Origin of the sequence: Paenibacillus pinistramenti, assembly GCF_005869875.1 — a bacterium.
Classification (GTDB): Bacteria; Bacillota; Bacilli; order Paenibacillales; family Paenibacillaceae; genus Fontibacillus; species Fontibacillus pinistramenti.
In genome coordinates this window covers 23,813-40,745 of sequence record NZ_VAWG01000002.1, presented here as the reverse complement: position 1 = coordinate 40,745, position 16,933 = coordinate 23,813, and the positions used below count along the sequence as shown (strand labels likewise).

The 16,933-nt window shown below is 50.0% G+C and carries 13 protein-coding genes; all 13 read right to left on the bottom strand.

All coding sequences use genetic code 11. The annotated features are described in order from the left end of the window. Positions 1 to 8 precede the first annotated feature (8 nt). On the bottom strand, positions 9 to 2,078 hold the full coding sequence (locus tag FCN15_RS03005) for a hypothetical protein (RefSeq protein ID WP_138493480.1): 2,070 nt from the start codon (positions 2,076 to 2,078) through the stop codon (positions 9 to 11). Next, positions 2,068 to 3,876 (bottom strand): ATPase, T2SS/T4P/T4SS family, encoded by a 1,809-nt coding sequence (locus tag FCN15_RS03000; RefSeq protein WP_138493479.1) that lies wholly within the window; start codon positions 3,874 to 3,876, stop codon positions 2,068 to 2,070. Before FCN15_RS03000 ends, FCN15_RS03005 begins: the two co-directional genes overlap by 11 nt. Further along, the gene (locus tag FCN15_RS02995; protein ID WP_138493478.1) at positions 3,876 to 4,703 is read right to left on the bottom strand and encodes a hypothetical protein; all 828 of its coding nucleotides are present in this window, start codon (positions 4,701 to 4,703) and stop codon (positions 3,876 to 3,878) included. The genes FCN15_RS03000 and FCN15_RS02995 overlap by 1 nt, the downstream gene beginning before the upstream one ends. Continuing rightward, positions 4,688 to 5,413 carry a hypothetical protein gene (locus FCN15_RS02990; RefSeq protein WP_138493477.1) on the bottom strand — a complete coding sequence of 242 codons (726 nt, stop codon included), beginning with the start codon at positions 5,411 to 5,413 and terminating at the stop codon, positions 4,688 to 4,690. The genes FCN15_RS02995 and FCN15_RS02990 overlap by 16 nt, the downstream gene beginning before the upstream one ends. 58 nt (positions 5,414 to 5,471) lie before the next feature. Further along, positions 5,472 to 6,425 carry an SAF domain-containing protein gene (locus FCN15_RS02985; RefSeq protein ID WP_238996486.1) on the bottom strand — a complete coding sequence of 318 codons (954 nt, stop codon included), beginning with the start codon at positions 6,423 to 6,425 and terminating at the stop codon, positions 5,472 to 5,474. A 9-nt stretch (positions 6,426 to 6,434) separates the two neighbouring features. Next, positions 6,435 to 7,898 carry a serine/threonine protein kinase gene (locus tag FCN15_RS02980; protein ID WP_138493476.1) on the bottom strand — a complete coding sequence of 488 codons (1,464 nt, stop codon included), beginning with the start codon at positions 7,896 to 7,898 and terminating at the stop codon, positions 6,435 to 6,437. Positions 7,899 to 8,078: 180 nt separating this feature from the next. Continuing rightward, the gene (locus tag FCN15_RS02975) at positions 8,079 to 9,212 is read right to left on the bottom strand and encodes an SAM-dependent methyltransferase (protein WP_138493475.1); all 1,134 of its coding nucleotides are present in this window, start codon (positions 9,210 to 9,212) and stop codon (positions 8,079 to 8,081) included. Positions 9,213 to 9,263: 51 nt separating this feature from the next. After that, the gene (locus FCN15_RS02970; RefSeq protein WP_138493474.1) at positions 9,264 to 9,608 is read right to left on the bottom strand and encodes a cyclic-phosphate processing receiver domain-containing protein; all 345 of its coding nucleotides are present in this window, start codon (positions 9,606 to 9,608) and stop codon (positions 9,264 to 9,266) included. A 39-nt stretch (positions 9,609 to 9,647) separates the two neighbouring features. Continuing rightward, positions 9,648 to 10,508 (bottom strand): deoxyribonuclease IV, encoded by an 861-nt coding sequence (locus FCN15_RS02965; protein WP_138493473.1) that lies wholly within the window; start codon positions 10,506 to 10,508, stop codon positions 9,648 to 9,650. Then, positions 10,498 to 11,313: an Fpg/Nei family DNA glycosylase gene (locus FCN15_RS02960; RefSeq protein WP_138493472.1), complete on the bottom strand. Its 816-nt coding sequence runs from the start codon at positions 11,311 to 11,313 to the stop codon at positions 10,498 to 10,500. Before FCN15_RS02960 ends, FCN15_RS02965 begins: the two co-directional genes overlap by 11 nt. A 3-nt stretch (positions 11,314 to 11,316) precedes the next feature. After that, the gene (locus FCN15_RS02955; RefSeq protein WP_138493471.1) at positions 11,317 to 12,117 is read right to left on the bottom strand and encodes a TIGR01457 family HAD-type hydrolase; all 801 of its coding nucleotides are present in this window, start codon (positions 12,115 to 12,117) and stop codon (positions 11,317 to 11,319) included. A 293-nt stretch (positions 12,118 to 12,410) separates the two neighbouring features. Next, the gene (rnz, locus tag FCN15_RS02950; RefSeq protein WP_138493470.1) at positions 12,411 to 13,349 is read right to left on the bottom strand and encodes a ribonuclease Z; all 939 of its coding nucleotides are present in this window, start codon (positions 13,347 to 13,349) and stop codon (positions 12,411 to 12,413) included. 95 nt (positions 13,350 to 13,444) lie between these two features. Beyond that, positions 13,445 to 16,882, bottom strand: a complete 3,438-nt coding sequence (gene metH / locus FCN15_RS02945) for a methionine synthase (RefSeq protein ID WP_138493469.1) — start codon at positions 16,880 to 16,882, stop codon at positions 13,445 to 13,447. Positions 16,883 to 16,933 lie beyond the last annotated feature (51 nt).

Genomic DNA, 16,933 nt, shown 5'->3' with positions numbered 1-16,933 from the left:
CCCTTCTTTTATAATTTTTGAATTTGTTCATAATACACGCTCATTTGACTGAAGCTCATCCAGATCAAAGGAAGCACTAAATACATAAAGATAAGAGCATACATGGGCGTAAAGCCGATCATTTTCCCCATATTTGCCTTTAAATCAAGCGTTTTCTCGTAGTCCAGCTTTCTCTGCTCAAAATAGAAACCCATCTCGTGATCAACATCATCAAAAGCCTGTTTGACAGTAATTCTGCCGGCAGCAAGCAGCAGCTTGTCTGTAAGCCTTTCGAATTCCGGAAACGCAGCATCCTGCTTCATCCCTTCAAGTGCTGCTTCCTGGCCATGTTCGTAGTGAAGGAGGCATTTCTCAATGGGCGCTTTAAAAATTACGGCGAAAGAGTTCAGCCACTCCAAAATTTCTTCAACCGACATGCGCTCCATCTCCCGCAAAATGAGAATGAGCGTATAAAATTGATAAATTTCATGCTGCATGTCCATTCTGCGAATCCGTCTTTGAAACATTAGTAGCCAATAAGGTCCGTAATAGGCGCCTGCCGCCGCACCTACAGCAAGGATGATCTCCCATACCTGCAGCACCTCTGAATTCCAGCTGCTTAGCTTTCCGGCGATCCGGCTGACAGCTGTATTTAATTCCTCCCTGGATTTCGGAGCATCCTCTCTCTTGGATAAGCGGTCTGCAATTTCTTCATAACCGGCATTCTTCGACATTCCCAGCTCTTTCATAATCTCTTTGTCCAGCGCTGCTTCTTCGGCCAGTTTCAGCCGCTCTTCCTTGTCAGGCGAACCAAACACCACCTGCGCAGCTGCCGGTAAGTTCAGCAGATGATATCTCTGATTCGCATGGAGAAACAGAAACACCGACAAAGCAACCCCAAAGGCCGCCAATGCATAGACAAGCCGCCGGACATAGAACCACTCTACACGCATTTTGCTAAAGGTATCTCTAAGCAGCTCCGCATTCCGAGCGTAGGTTTGAGAGCGGACTGACGGCAGAAGAGGCTGAACCAGACGGCGAACCCAGCTTCTTTCATACAGCTTCATCTCCCAGCTCCTGGATGCCTTGACTGGCTTCACTTCGTCCTCACTCTTAATCTTCTGCAGCAATATGTAACAAACAAGAATAATTAAATAGATAAACATCTTGGTAAGCATTCCGTACTTGCCGGCATAGAACACATCCATCAGCGGAAAATTGCCCCTGGCCCATCTCTCAATCGGTTTAGTAAAGAAAAGCGGAGCGAGCGCGATTACATTTAATCCCTTCAGCACGTAGTCAAGCTTAGACAACCTCAGGATTTCCAAATGAATCTCCTTGCCCAGCTCTGCCAGTGCTCTCAAATAAAGAGAACCTCCGCGCCCGTCTTTATCGCCGTACTCCATAATTAAGAACGACACTCCGGCAAAGGTACGGAGAAACCTGCCCGGTGACCTTTCATAATAAGACTCCAGGCATTTCTCCGGATCAGGAGCATTCAGTGCTTCATAAATACAGTATCCATGAACAGAAATTTCACGTTCCGCTTCCTCCGAAGCCTCCTGAATGGCCTCATCCACAATACCATGGCGCTGATAGGCATGGCGTACACCTGAGAACAGATCAATAGTTTGGCGCAGCAGCTTTCTCTGAATCCGGTTGACATAGGCGTCAAGGAGAAGCCCGTGAATAACCGCAGAAGAAATTAGGAGAGTAAGGAGATACACAACGTCAGGGTTCAGGCTGTACAGCAGACTTATGACCGTGATGAATAACAGCAGAAGCCCATATACCGTGCCGGCCGTGCGAAGCCTTAAAGGGTACTCCTCCCATTCCATCCCAACCGTTAAGCGGCTGCGGATTCTCAGGGTATAGCTTCTTAAGAATGGGATCTTTAAGAACTGCTGGTAGGACCGCTGCAGAAAGACATGAACAATGGATTTCCATCGAAGCTTATCAGACAGATCTCTCGCTGAGGCCGCGTTTGCCCCGTGCTCTCTCTCCAACCGTCCGGCAAGTACGGCTGCAAGCAATAGGGCTCCGGCAAATCCGGCTGCACTTAATCCCCCAATCCAAAACAGCAATGATTTAAGCTCCAATTTGCTCCCCCCAGTAAGCGGCAATAAATTGATCAAACTGGGCTGCATCCTCGTCAATCATCTCTTCTTTCATTTCCTGCCGGGTATGCATGGACAGCGGCTCCTCAGCCAGATATTCTCCATTGCGGTAAACAATAATATTTCTTGCTTCGTACAAATCAGGATGGTCCTTAAGAGGAACACACTCTGTAATCCGCTCAATATACCTTGTTCCATCCATGCCGTGACGCATATGTACATCGAAAGTTACCGCACGTATGACCTGTTTCTCTGCTGTCCGGTCATCTCTGAACATGCCTGTTTTGAGCAGGGAATTTCGCAGGGACTGGATCAAGTCGTTAAACGTTTTGGCATGATGAGTGAATATCGTAAACAAACTTGCGACCTGTGACATTTGGATCATCCACGCGGCTACCTCGTCCGTAGCCACCTCGCCGAGAATATTGACGGAGCCATCGGTTTTTTTCTGTAAATCAAGTCCCTGCTGGCCTGTAATATGATCGGTTTCCCTAAAGGTCAGAATATTCCGGGTTGGATAAAGCCTCCTTAAATGAAGCTCGAAAGACATCTCCTGGATCCGAAGCGAATAGGAAGCATAGATATGCTTGATCATTGCCATGAGCAGAGTTGTCTTCCCGGAGCCCTGCGAACCGGTTATCGCTGTAATCCGTCCCCCCTTCATTATAAATTTCAGCAGCCCGATTGCTGCTTCAGCTCCTTTTCCCGTTATCAGCTGCTCCAGCGAGATGTTCTTGATATCAAATTTCCTGACGAAAAATGCCCAGCTCTCCGCAAACGGAGGTCTGACAACCACAACCCGGGAGCCGTCCTTCATTTCATTCACTTTATAAGCGGAAGCTTCGGACAGCTGGCCGGGCAGATTATATTTGTAAATGTTCTGGCAGACTCTCTTCAGCTCGCCTTCTGAACCGAAGGACAGGAAGGATAACCGGATCGACTTCCCTTTGAAGAAGATCCAGATGCTGTCATAGTTTCTTTGCCCATTACTAGAATCTGCACTCCCCGAATCTACACCCAAATTATACATGGACTCCAAGCCTTCAAAGCTTCCTGTATCCGCAAACCCGCTGACTCCGCCGCTGACCCCGTCAATGGATTGATCCCTGATTTCATCTATGACTGAAAATCCTTTATACATCTGATAAATTCTTTGAACTACTAATTCCAGCTTCTCTCTGTAATCCAGCTCACGATACTCCATGTAAAAGATATGATTAATGTCTTCGCCATCAATCTCATACCTGAAATTTCCTTCGCCATCTCCCTTCTGTTTGGGCGCATCGAGCGCATAATCTCCGATTAGGACCGACAAAGCGTCGGACCCGTATTTTTGCTTGAATAAATATAAAATAATTTCAAATTTGTCCTGCAGGCTTAATCGCTCACGATGATCGAAGGAAATCATGCGGTTGATAGCCTGGTTATTGATCCGGTATCCGTTCTCGAGCAGGTCAGTCATATAGTTCTTCACAAACATTTTGTCTCTGGGATCGCCGGAACCGCAGCTTTTAAGCGCCTGCTTCAGCTCTGCCCGCTGGTTTCGTTTGCGCTTATACTCCTCTTCGCTTAATCCGTAATCATCAAGATGATTGCGGCTCATATCATGCAGGGACTGCTTAACAAAATTCAAGGCCCGCAGAATCTCGGCCTCTTCATGCTTTGAAGCTGTAAAACGGGCAGGCGCAGTTTTTGTCATAATTTTCCTCGACCGGAAATACCAAAGCGCACCCGCTGCCAAAGCCGTTACTCCCAGCGTTGTCCATCCAGGTTGAAGCATCAGACCACTTCCTCCTGGTCCTTAAATTTCGAAGCCTTGTCATAAACATTACAGCAGTCGATTAATTGGCGGAGAGCGTTCATAAATGAATAATTAATCTGTGACTTCTTTATGGAAGATTTGTTTCTGAGCAGAAAAGAAAGCACCTCACCGGTATTCCAGGCGTTGGAGAAATCGGTGCTGTGAGGAATGCCGACCACTTGTACCCCGCCGCCGAAGATTCTTTTCACATTTTTGGTGCTGAGGACCGAGGCTTCATCGTAAGGATACAAGGCGATTAGACATTGTCTCCGCCAGGTTTGATCGGTTAACGAGTACCGGTTGTAGAAACGCTCAAGAATGCCTTTGTTCTGCCTTAGAACTACAATGGATGTATCCTGGGGCTCAGGTCCGCTTTGCTGAATGGTCCACTCGGAACCCTGGACGATGATGCGGTCATATTGCATAGCTGCCGTCCGCCAAATTTGCCGGTAAATCCGTTCCTTTGCAGACAAGTTCTGACGGGAGGACCGCTCATGACCGGATGCCAGATCGAGCCGCCCTCTAAGGATAGGCAGTGTATAATTCATAAGATTATCCCGAGTCAGCTTTCCGCTCTCCGACAGCCTGAATAGGGCATCCATCCCTTCTTCAGAAAAATGCGGCTCTAAACGGTTATCCATTCTCCGCGGAAAATGAAACCCTTGTTCTGCCCCTTCCCCTTTAATGCCTATATGAGCCAGCAGACAGGACGCTTCACCGCTCATAGACGTGAGAATCCCGAGACAGGCCGCAATTTCCTCGGCCCCATAAGATTGCTCGCCTGCATAGACTAGGAATTTGCCCATACCTGCCTCCTTGCCGTGCTTCTCAGCAGACTCCTTGTTTGGATCGGGCTCTTGCCCGAGATCCGGTCTGCCAGAATAGTAATCGCTTTTTTATAGCTTCGGGATAAGGGTTTCATATGGAGGGCACGATTGTGCTCATTCTCCAGCTGCACCCCATAGTCACGCTCACTCCATTCCACCTTTACCGCTTCTTCCTCCCATTCCAGGGGAAGGTGCTGAATCAGCATTCTTATGTAAGTTTCTTCAATCAAGCTTTCAACATACCGGATGAAGACCAATCCGCATGCCAACCCTTCCAGCGAAGGGTATTTGGAGAATAACAGCTTAAACCATTCTGCACTGCGCTCTACTGCAAAACGTTCAAAAGCGGTAACCCAGAATACGCCCTTGCTAATCCTCCAATCCTCCTCATCACAGAAGGTTAATTTCTCCAAATCATAAAGTACGAAATCATAATGCTCCAATGCCGAAGTCTGCTCGTTCAAATACACCTTCAACGACTCGGAAGAGAAAAAGCCGCATGCCACATCAAATCCGCAATATTCGGTTATCGGCATGGATTTATCAGGCTGACCAATTGAATAACGGTACAGCTGCCGCTCCGTTCCGTCTACTAACAATACCTTGGCTCCAGAAGCAGCGAGCAGCCTGCATACATACATCAGCAAATCATGCTTATCGCTCACTCCGGCGTATATCCAGCTCTCCATTCCCTTTCTCCTTTCTCCATTTTCCTGTTTTCATTTTTCTTTCAGCAATAAATCCCTTTTACTTTCCTGTTAAGCTTTCAGCAGACTGCTCTTCTGAGGTAACTGTACTCTGCCCCTCCAGCTCCAGTTGAGTCGCTGCGGAGGCTGCCGCTTCCGCCTGGCTGCTGGCAAACGTCAAGGCGTTTTGCTCGGAAACCGCATTAAGGCTCTTCTCCAGAAGTTCTCTGGAAGACTCAGACTTGAGGTATTTTTCCGCCTTTGACACGATATTAGGATCTCTTGACAGCAGCTTCATCACCTGCCCATTGGCCGGGTATGTAGGAATTGCTTTATCCTGAATGCCCGGTTCAACGTAGGTTAGGGCATAAATGGAGGCTTTGTGCAAGTAAGCATCCACAATCGCACTGGATAACAGCAGCAGCTCCTGCTCATTCAAGGTCAGTGACATGGTGGGGCGGGCAAGGGCGTTTACTTTCTTCTTCGATAACAAAATATAGTCTTCGCCCGTAGGAAACTGAATGCGTATATCTACTGAGTCCCCTTTTTCCAAAGACATTGGAAGCTGTACAAAGCTCATTTCACGGTTTCTTAAATCACCGGACATCGGCTCTTCTTCATACAGTAACGACCCTGTGATCAGCGTATTGGCATCCAGTCCCACTTTAGCCGTCTTGCCTTCTATCTGCTCTTTGGAAGCCACATAGTTAGCAGGAACCGAGTCTTTCGGCAGCTCCACCTGTACAAGATCTGAAGCTGAAATTTTCTGCCCGGATGCGATCGGCCTGTTCGGTGCCCAGCCTAGCAGCACCACAGCCTGCGCTTCCCGCTTCATCTGTGCCACTTCTTGACTGTACTGCTCCCGGAGCTGCCCTTCCGCCTGACTATGATGAATCTCATTTCGCAGTATAAGGCTTCCCAGCAGCAATACCGGCAGCCCTGCTCCGGCAGCAGCTCCATAAAGAAGGTATCGCGTTCTCTGTCTAATTTGAATCAACTCCAATCTCTTTCTCACAATTCCCGGTTATCTGATCTTCAGCCATCCCGGCATCCACCTTCCGGATCGCTGCTTGTTTGGAAGCACCCCTTCACATATGCGCCGTGCCAGCTCAACTGTTCCTTCTCCCGGGTTAAAAGGATCAGGCTCCGCCGGCAGTCCGTAAACCTTTGAGCCTTTAAGCAGCCTGCCGATCTGTTGAACTCCATACTGATCCGCCAGCGGAACTATATACTTCCTGTGTCTTCCCGGATAAGCAGCCAGCCGGCTGCTGCACTGCTCAATCTCTTTCCTTCTCCAAACTGAAGCCGGGAGCACAACCAATTGAAGATCCGAGCGGGCGAACTCTTCTAATCCGTCCTTATCCATATCGACCCCCAAGTCCATAATGATCATTCTGCTGCCTGAGCCCAGAATCTGCAGCCATTCCGCCCTGGACGGTTTCTTGTGGTAGGTTACCGAGCGCATTTCAAAGCTGTCAGCCAAGGAACCTGAATAACTGGACAGGGCCAGAAGACCCGCGAAAGCGGAAGAACGAGCGTTCCAGTCAACATATGTGATTTTTGGAAACAGCCCTGCCAGCGCGTGTGCCAGCATCAGCGAAAAATGCGTAACGCCCACGCCCGGTACTGCCCCGGTAACCGCTACAACGACTGGCCTTTTGGAAACCTCGTTCACCCGGACAAAACCAGCTGGAAAAGAACTTAGCCGGTGCAGTTCCTCCTGCACTTCGCGTGCTGATTGAAATCTGTCTCCCGGTTCGTAGCTGAGCAGCTTCCGGATAATTCTTGTTAATTCCGGCGATATCTCCCTGCTTCCAGGTAAGCCGCCTTCTTTAGGCCACTGCGTATATTTTCCGTTCGAGGCAAGATAGAGCATAATGGCACCTAATGCATACATGTCCGTTCTGGGATCGCTTTGAAGTCCTAAATATTGCTCCGGGGCTGCAAAGCCCACGGTGCCAAGCTGGATCGTGTCCTCGGATAACTGGGGCTTGTACGCCCTGGCTGTTCCAAAATCGACGAACCGGATTTCTCCGCTTTGTTCGACCATCAGGTTGGACGGCTTTAAATCCCTGTAAATAATGGGCGGTTCCCTGGTGTGCAGATAATGAAGCCCCTCACACACCTGATCGGCAATGCGGAGCAGCTGAGCTTCACTGACAGCCCTGCTCTTCTGCAAATAATCTTCCAGCGTCACTCCTTCCACGTAGTCCATCACCAGAAATGCAGCTTCATCCTGTATAAAAAAATCTACGATCCTCGGCAGTCTCGGATGATCCAGCGCGATCAGCATGCCTGCCTCTTCCTCCATCCGGCTGATTCCCTCCGCTGCCGTGAGGGTCTGCTTAACCGCCCAAACCTTGCCCGGCAGCTTCAGGTCGTTAGCCACATAGACATGACTGCTTCCTCCGCTCCCTGTATGGCGCGCAATTGTATATCTGTCCCCCAGCAGCGCCCCTGGTTCCAATAAATCCGGCATTTGAGCCATCTGTTTCACTCCTTTCGCACAACAAAAAAGGGAAAGCCGCCAACCCGAGACCCAGAAAGAGGTCTTGAATTGGGATGCTTTCCCTTGTATCAATTGTATATTTTTGGAATCATTATAAAGCGAGAACCTGTGCGATGTAAAGGATTTTTTTCAAAATAGAAATAAGCTTAATTAATAACGTTAATATTTAATCATGTATAACGTAATTTCATCCCGGTTGTGAAACAGCTGCTTGGCGCGGATTACCTGGAGCCGGGCATCGGTATACATAGCAATAATCTCCTTGATTAGAGCCAGCGGTTTCTTGCTCAGCAGCTTGATCGTCACCACAGCGGTACCGCCTGGCGCCAGACTGTCCAGCAGGTTGATGACCATTTTTGCAGTCAGCTTGGGACTCCAGCTCATATCGCAGACCAGAAGGTCAAATTCTCTGCTGCCAAACGAGACACTGTCCGCATTTTTCTTAAGATACGTCAAGCGCGGATTTCTGAGCAGCTCGGCATTCATCTCGGCGGGATCCACTGCCGTAACCGACAACCCTCGATCCAGCAGAAAAGACGTCCAGCCGCCCGGAGCGGCACCGATGTCCAGCGCGTGCTTAAACCCGGCAAAATCAATCTCAAATACACGTTCCGCTTCAAGGAGCTTGAATTTCGCTCTCGATATTTGGCCTTCTTCACGCTGAAACCGAATAGCTCCGCCATTCCAGTCCGATAAATTCTCGGAAGGAGCGGATATTCCGGCATAAAGGCTCTCCTCACCGGCAAACACGGACAGCACCAGGTCAGCATCGCGCGAAACAAAACGCAAGCCGGGGGAAGCATCGCACCACCGGGTCTCAATTTCCTCTTTGAGCTCGAGGGCACTGCCTGCCCAGAGGCTTTCCCCGCTTTTTCTGACTTGAACGGCTGCAGCAAGCCCTTCATTTTCCTGAGGGAGAGATTCCTGATTCTTTAATCTGCTAAGCAATTGCTGCTTGGCAGCTTCTACAGTTCTGTCCAGCAGAGCGTGCGGTGTATCCCCAGGCTCCAGCTTAACCTCTGTTTGTACCGGAAATAGATGCCTGAGAAACATAGGCGGCTCTCCTTGCAGCTGCTCCAGCACCTGCTCAGTCCCGGCCGGCAGCGTCACCAAACCAACCTCGCCCGATTCCAGCACCTGGCTCTTCAGAGAACCGAATTTACGGCGAAGCTCTTCTTGGGCATAGGGGAAGAAGCCGTGATTGGACGTGCAGATCCACCGCGACGATGTCGCCCTACTGTCTGTCTCCGCTCCTGTATCCCCAGTCTGCCGGTCTTGCAATTCCTTATTCATATAAACTCGTTTCCTCCTGGCGGCACCTGCAGATGCGCAAATACTCAATCCTTACTTCTTCTCGTGTTCTAACTCAATTTCATCAAGCCGTTCGAATGGAACCGGACAGCTGTGCAGAATCACATGCTCCGGCTTATTTGTATAAAGCATTTCATACATGCTGTTCCGGCCATACAGACTCGAAGTGTGCAGATAGATTTCCTTGGCATAAAGCCCCTCATTGACCATCACAGCCACCACTTCGGCGCCGGTCATCTCATCAGGACCCATGTCATAATCAAGAGACAAAATATCCACTTCCATCTCACGCAGGATATCCAGACATTCCTGCCCCGTACGCGCAAGTACAAAACCAGTCGGACAACGGCGCAAATCATCCATATATAAATGAATCAAATCCGTTCTTCCTTTCCCTCGTTATTGCCTGCCTTGCGGTCAGATGGACGCCCAACCGCTTACAAGATCTATATCCTCCCGGTAGGTTAGGTCAGGCCCCGCCTCTGTTTCCATAATCAGCGGTTTCCCGCCAAGCTCTGCAATTTCCGTAAATTGGGTCAACGCTTCCTCCCCGATGTATCCCTGACCCACTCTGGCGTGCCTGTCCTTGCGGCTTCCAGCCGGATACACCGAGTCGTTCAAATGAACACATTCGACGAAATCCCAAAACCCCAGGCTTCCTGCTTTCTCCCAGAAATCATGATCTCCGGCACCGGACCAAATTCCGGCGGCATAAGCGTGACAGGTATCGAAACAAAACCCAACCAGCTCCGGGTTCAGACAGAGCTTTCTGATCTGCAGCAGCTCTTCAATCGTCATCCCCATATCGCCGTGGTTTCCGGCCTGATTCTCCAGCAGCAGCTTGGCCTGCCCCTTCCAGTCGGATAGAATCCTATTTACACATTGTATAATATTTTTATAACCTTGTAAGGGGTTACTTTTCTTATATATACCAAAATGAACAACAATTCCCTTCGAACCGCAAGCCTCAGCAATCTCCAGATCATTCCGCAGGGAGGCGACAGTTTTGTGAAATAAAGAGCCGTCCTCTTCCTCACTCAAGGCAAGATTACTTGGATAGGGTGTGTGCGCAACCGATATCAGGCCATGCTCGGCGCAAAAGGTTTTGCATAGCCCGGCATCCTTTCTATTCCAGTCTTTGACCCCAAGGCTTCTCGGATTCTTCGGAAAATATTGAAAAGCTCCCGCTCCCTGAGCCAGCGCCGCTTTAGCCGCTCCGGTATAGCCGTTTCGAATGCTGTAGTGAGCGCCTATGCGGACCGGCTGGTTATTTTCCATGCTGGCAGTCAGCGCAGTAGAAGGCTTTGCGTGAAGCAAGTTCAGTCTTTACAATCGGGTGTCCGCAGCGGACACAGCTTTCTCCTTCGCGGTCATACACCTTGCACAGGTCGTTATATCCTCCTGTCAGCTTGTCATCTGCAGTCAATGGCAGCTCCATGTATCCGCCGTGCTCGGCAGCATCCATCAGAACGTCCCTGACGGCTTTGTAAAGACGGATCAAATCCTGTTCATCCAGCTCCTGCAATTTGACATCAGGACGAAGCTCTGCCGCAAAAGCAATTTCATCTGCATAACAGTTACCGATGCCGGCCACGATGTTCTGATTAACCAGCGTCGTTTTGAGCATGCCCTTCCGGCCTGAAAGCAGCTTCACAAACTTCTCTTCATTCATGCGCCGGTCCAGAAGCTCAGGCCCCAGCTCAGACAGCACTTCTTCAGTTTGTTTGGCTGTCAGCAGATGCAGATAACCTAATCTTAACCCGATAAAATACAGGGTTTGGTCTCCAAACTGAATCTCCACCTGCGTATTCCGCTTTGGCTTGTCTTTGTCATTCCCGAAATACAGGAGTCCGCCCAGCATGAGATGAAGCAGCAGCCGCCGGCCGTTATTCAAGTGAAAGATCAAATATTTGGCTCTGCGTTCCACAAAAATAATCTTTCTGCCGATCAGCTCCTGCCCGAACACTTCAGGCTCCAGATTCACGGATTTCTCGCGGTTGATCACAACACCGCTGATTTCTTTATCAAGCAGCAGCGCTGACAGCAGGCTGCGGTAATTTTCCATTTCCGGCCATTCCGGCATAATTCATCTTTCCTTTCCTTGAAGAGCAGAAATCAGCTCATATAAATCCTTGAATATTTCATCAGGTGAATGACCTGTCAATTCCTTATAATGATTTAAGTTCTGTTCCGTTGTAACTCCGGTTAACGTAAGAATAGTGCCGCATCCGGCATTTTTGCCTGCCCCAATATCAGTAAGCATATTATCACCGATTACAGCCGTTTCAGCTGCCGTAAGCCCCAGACGTTCGATCGCCTGCAGCATCAGGATGGATTCCGGTTTCCCGATCGTCACTGGTTTGATGCCCGTTGCAGCCTGAATCGCTGCGGATAGAGTCCCTGCCCCTGGAGATAATCCGTTCTGGCCGGGAAGAAGCAAATCCGGATTGGTCAAAATGTAGGCTGCACCGCCTGTAATCCACTCGGCCGCCTTGCGCAGGGTTTCATAATTGAATTGACGGTCGATTCCCTGTACCACATAGTCCGGATGCTCTTCCGTGATTACCAGTCCGGCTTCTATTAATGCCGTTAACAATCCATGCTCGCCGACGACGGCAACTCTTGCCCCAGGGTCTTTATCAGCCAAATGCCTGGCGGCGCCAACCGCCGAAGTACAGACCTGTTCCGGCAGAGCTGGAATGCCCATCACCCGCAAGCTTTCTGCCACTTCGGATGGCGTCCGCGAAGAATTGTTCGTCACAAATAAGAAGGGAATATTTTGCCGGTTAAGTTCACCTATTAGTTCGTCTGCTCCGGGAACCATCTGTGAACCATGATAAAGGGTGCCGTCCAAATCGATCAAGAAACCCTTCCATCTCAAATTCATGGTGGTCACTTCCTTAGAAACAAATATGTATGGAATGCCGCCATGTCAGCTGCCGCATTCGTATTATTGTAGTCATAAAATGATGGGAATGGCAAATCCCCCGCGAAGTTCCGGCACATAATCCCGGTTCGAATTTAGACAAGCCCGGCAGAAGTTTATCGAAACAGAGTCGAACTCAAGCGAATGCTGCAGCTGCAGAGCGAAAGGACCGGGCAAAACTTTGCTAGAGTCTGTCACTTCCTGCGCTTTCCCGGAAAATAATTTTACGCTTAAAGAATGTAATGCTTATCCGGTCACTGCTTCTCCGGGCGCTTATGGATCGGATACAGGACATGCTCTACAGCTAAATGCGAATTTGGAAAAATAGCCTGGGCCTCCTCCAGCAGCGGAGCCAGCTGGTCTTCATCTTTGTACCGGGAGCTGAAGTGGGTCATAAACATCTCATAAACTCCAGCTGCCTTAGCCTCTTCCGCCGCCTGTACAGCCGTGCTGTGATGATATTCGTAGGCGGTCTTGCTCAGCTCATGCAAGAACGTTGCCTCATGTACCAGCATATCTGCATCACGGGCAAGCTCGACAGCCGCCTGACAAGGACGGGTATCTCCAAGGATCGTTACGATCCGCCCTTTCTTGGGTTGACCAAGCACTTCAGAGGATCGCACAACCGTCCCCTGCTCGGTGACGATGTTCTCACCCTTTTTAAGCTTGCCGTATAATGGCCCCGGTTTAATCCCGTGCTTCTTCAAGATTTCGAAATTCAGCTTGCCCGGCCGGTCTTTCTCGATAATCCGGTAACCATAGCTGTCAATCCGGTGCTCAAGCAGCGCCGACTCCACACGGAAGGTCTCATCCTCAAACAGGACACCGCCTTCATGCTCATGCACGGTCAGCTCGTAATTAATCCGCGATTCGCTGATGCCCAGCGTAAGATCAATAAAGGATTTTAGCCCTTTTGGGCCATACACCGTCAGCGGCGTGTCTCCCCCCTGATTCGACCGGCTGGACAGCAGACCAGGCAGGCCAAACAGATGGTCTCCGTGCAGATGGGTGATAAAAATCTTCTCCAGCTTGCTCAGCCGCAGCGGAGAACGAAGCACTTGATGCTGCGTGCCTTCCCCGCAGTCAAACAGCCAGAAAGAGCGTCTCTCTTCCAGCATTCGAAGCGCCAGCGAAGTCACATTTCTTTGCAGAGAAGGAACTCCTGCATTTGTTCCCATAAAATACAGCTCCATGCTCAGCCGCCTCTCTCTATTCGGATTCGATATTTCATACCGCTCAGCAAAAAATCCCCCGCTTTCTCCGGGGGATCGTTCGCACAAGGGCCAGATTAAGCTTTATCCACATTAAAATATTGCGCTTCAGGATGGCTGAACACCATGGCGGATACCGAAGCCTCAGGCTCCATCATATATCCTTCGGTCAGTTCCACGCCAATTTCTTTCGGATTCATAAGTGCAAACAACAGCTCCTGCATCTCCAAATCCGGACATGCCGGATAGCCGAATGACACGCGGATCCCTTGATAGCGTGCGCCATGGCGCTGTTTCATCGTCATATCCTGCGGGTCGGGGAAGCCCCAGGTATCCCGGATCATATGATGAAGACGTTCTGCCATGCCTTCAGCCATTTCGAGGGCCGTCGACTGCAGCACGTGTGATCTTAAATAATCGCCCTGCTGCTTCCATTCCTCTGACTTCTCGCGGATTCCTCTTCCGGCAGTAACAACCATAAAAGCGACGTAATCCATTGTTCCGCTTTCCACAGGCTTCAAATAATCGGCCAGACACAGGTACGGCTCTACCCGCTGTCTAGGAAAAGTAAAGGTTTGCAGCACTTTGGACAGATCATTTGGATCATATATCAGGACATCATTGCCGCGGGACTGCGCCGGAAAGAACCGGTACATCGCGTTTGCCTGAATGAGGCCTTTCGTTACTGCTTCGTGCATCACCTGATCAACGGTCTCTTTAAGCTGCACAGCTTTAGAGTCACCTGCATTCAGGAGCTGCTCCACATTCCCTTTAAGACCTAAATGGTGCCCCAGCAGCATCTGCATGTTTACATAAGGAATAATATGTCCCAGCGGATAATTTTTCAGAATATGCGGCTCCAAATCAGGCGGAATATAAACAGGCGCGTCAACGGAGATTTGGGAGCGTACGGCACGCGTCAATTCAGGCAGCGGTGCTGCTTCCGCCTGCGCCTTGTCACTCTCTTTCTCAGCTTCGAGGTCCAGTCGCAGCTTCTCGCGGGCCGCTGGATTCGTCAGCTTGTTCGCCAGATCAAGGCCGTCCATCGCGTCTTTGGCATAAACGACAAGACCGTCATATTCAGGTCTGATTCGAGTCTTCGTAAATTTCCGGGTCAAAGCGGCGCCGCCAACCATAATCGGTATATCGATCCCCGCGCTGCGCAGGTCCTGTGCGGTGGTCACCATTTGCTGAGCCGATTTTACGAGCAGGCCGGATAAGCCAATCACATCGACTTTTTCCTTCCGGCAGGCTTCGATAATACTCTCCGGTGGTACTTTTATACCCAAATTTACAATCTGATAACCGTTATTGGACAAGATGATTTCCACCAGGTTTTTTCCGATATCATGGACGTCGCCTTTGACGGTGGCAAGCAGAATTTTCCCTTTGACCGACGTTTCATTCTTCTCCATAAAGCCTTCGAGGTAAGCAACAGACGCCTTCATGACCTCCGCACTCTGCAGCACCTCGGCCACGATGAGCTCATTGTTATTGAACAGGCGGCCGACCTCTTCCATCCCGGCCATCAGGGGTCCATTAATAATTTCAAGCGCTGAATAGCGTCCGAGTGCTTCCTCAAGGTCCGGAATCAGCCCTTCCTTTGTCCCTTCCACGACGTAAGAAGCCAAGCGCTCCTCCAGAGACAGATTCATAACCTTTTCTTTCTTCTCTACCTTCTTGTTGCGGAAAGCAGCGACAAACGCTGCAAGCGTCTCATCATTCGTGTTGTAGATAAGCTCCTCCGCTAGTCTGCGTTCCTCTTCAGGAATGGAAGCGTACCGTTCAACTTTTTCCGTGTTGACAATCGCGTAATCCAGTCCTGCTTTGGTACACTCATACAAGAAGACGGAATTCAGCACCTCGCGGCCAGCCTCCGGAAGACCAAATGAAACGTTGCTGATCCCTAATATGGTATGACATTCCGGCATCGCTTGCTTAATCAAACGGATCCCTTCCACCGTCTCTTTAGCAGAACCAATGTACTGCTCATCCCCCGTCCCTACAGGGAATACCAATGGGTCGAAAATGAGGTCCTCCGCCTGCAGGCCATACTTGTGAACGAGCAGATCGTAGGAGCGCTTGGCCACTTCCAGCTTGTCTTCGCGGGTGATGGCTTGTCCGCGCTCATCAATCGTACCGACGACGACAGCCGCCCCATATTTATGAATGATTGGAGTGACGTGCTCGAATTTTTCTTCACCATCTTCAAGGTTAATGGAGTTAATTATCGATTTCCCCTGGCAGTATTGAAGCGCAAGATCAATAACCTGAGGATCTGTTGTATCGATCATCAAAGGAACTTTAACCTTCTTGACCACCAGCTCCAGGAACTGCTCCATATCGATAGTTTCATCCCGGTCCGGATCCTGTACGCACACGTCAACGACCTGGGCGCCGTTCTTGACCTGAGCCCGTGCAATTTCAGAGGCTTCTTCGTATTTTCCTTCCACAATCAGCCGTTTGAACTTTCTGGACCCTAATACATTCGTCCGTTCCCCGACCATGTATGGACGGTTGTCCGATTCAATGTAGACTGGCTCAATTCCTGAGACAGCTGCCGGATGTCCGCCGGTGATCGGACGAGGCTTGTACGCCGAAAGCTCATCGGATAAGGCCTTAATATGTTCAGGAGTGGTCCCGCAGCAGCCGCCGGCAATGTTCAGCCAGCCCTGCTCGGCAAAGGCTCCAATTTTCCTAGCAAGTGAATTTGGCGATTCATGATAGTGGCCGTTTTCATCCGGCAGACCGGCGTTTGGATAGCAGCTGACAGCTGTCTTGGACATTTCGGACAAGGTCCGGATATGGTCGCGCATGAACTCCGGACCGGTCGCACAGTTCAAACCGATGGAGATAGGCTGGAGATGCTCCAGCGAGACATAAAAGGCTTCAATATTCTGGCCGGCAAGCGTCGTTCCCATCGGCTCGATGGTGCCAGAAATCATAATAGGCAGTGTTATTCCCGTATTCGAAAAAGCTTGTCTGATCCCGATACTCCCTGCCTTCACATTCAGTGTATCCTGTGATGTCTCGAGCAGCAGAGCGTCTACTCCCGCCTCAATAAGAGCTGCTGCCTGCTCCTCATAGCTTGCCACAAGCTCACTGAAGGTGACGCCACCGGTCACGGATAACGTTTTGGTTGTAGGCCCCATCGCACCTGCGACATAACGGGGATGTTCGGGCGTACTGTACTTCTTCGCGGCTTCAACGGCAAGCCTTGCCGCTGCCGTATTTAATTCTCTAGCCTTGTCCGGTATGTCATATTCAGCCAAGACGACCGAGGTCGCGCCGAATGTGTTGGTCTCTAAGAGATCCGCACCCGCTTCGAGGTATTGTTCATGAATTCGAGAAATGACGTCAGGTCTTGTCAGTACCAGCATTTCGTTACAGCCGTCCAGCTGCTCGCCTCCGAAGTCATCTGGGGATAAATTTTCCTGCTGAATCATGGTTCCCATGGCACCGTCAAGAATTAAAATTTTCTCTTTCATTCGTTCTGCAAGACTTGGTTTATTCAATCCCAATAACCTCCCTTCAAACATTAACATTTAGTTTAGCAGAAGCGATTG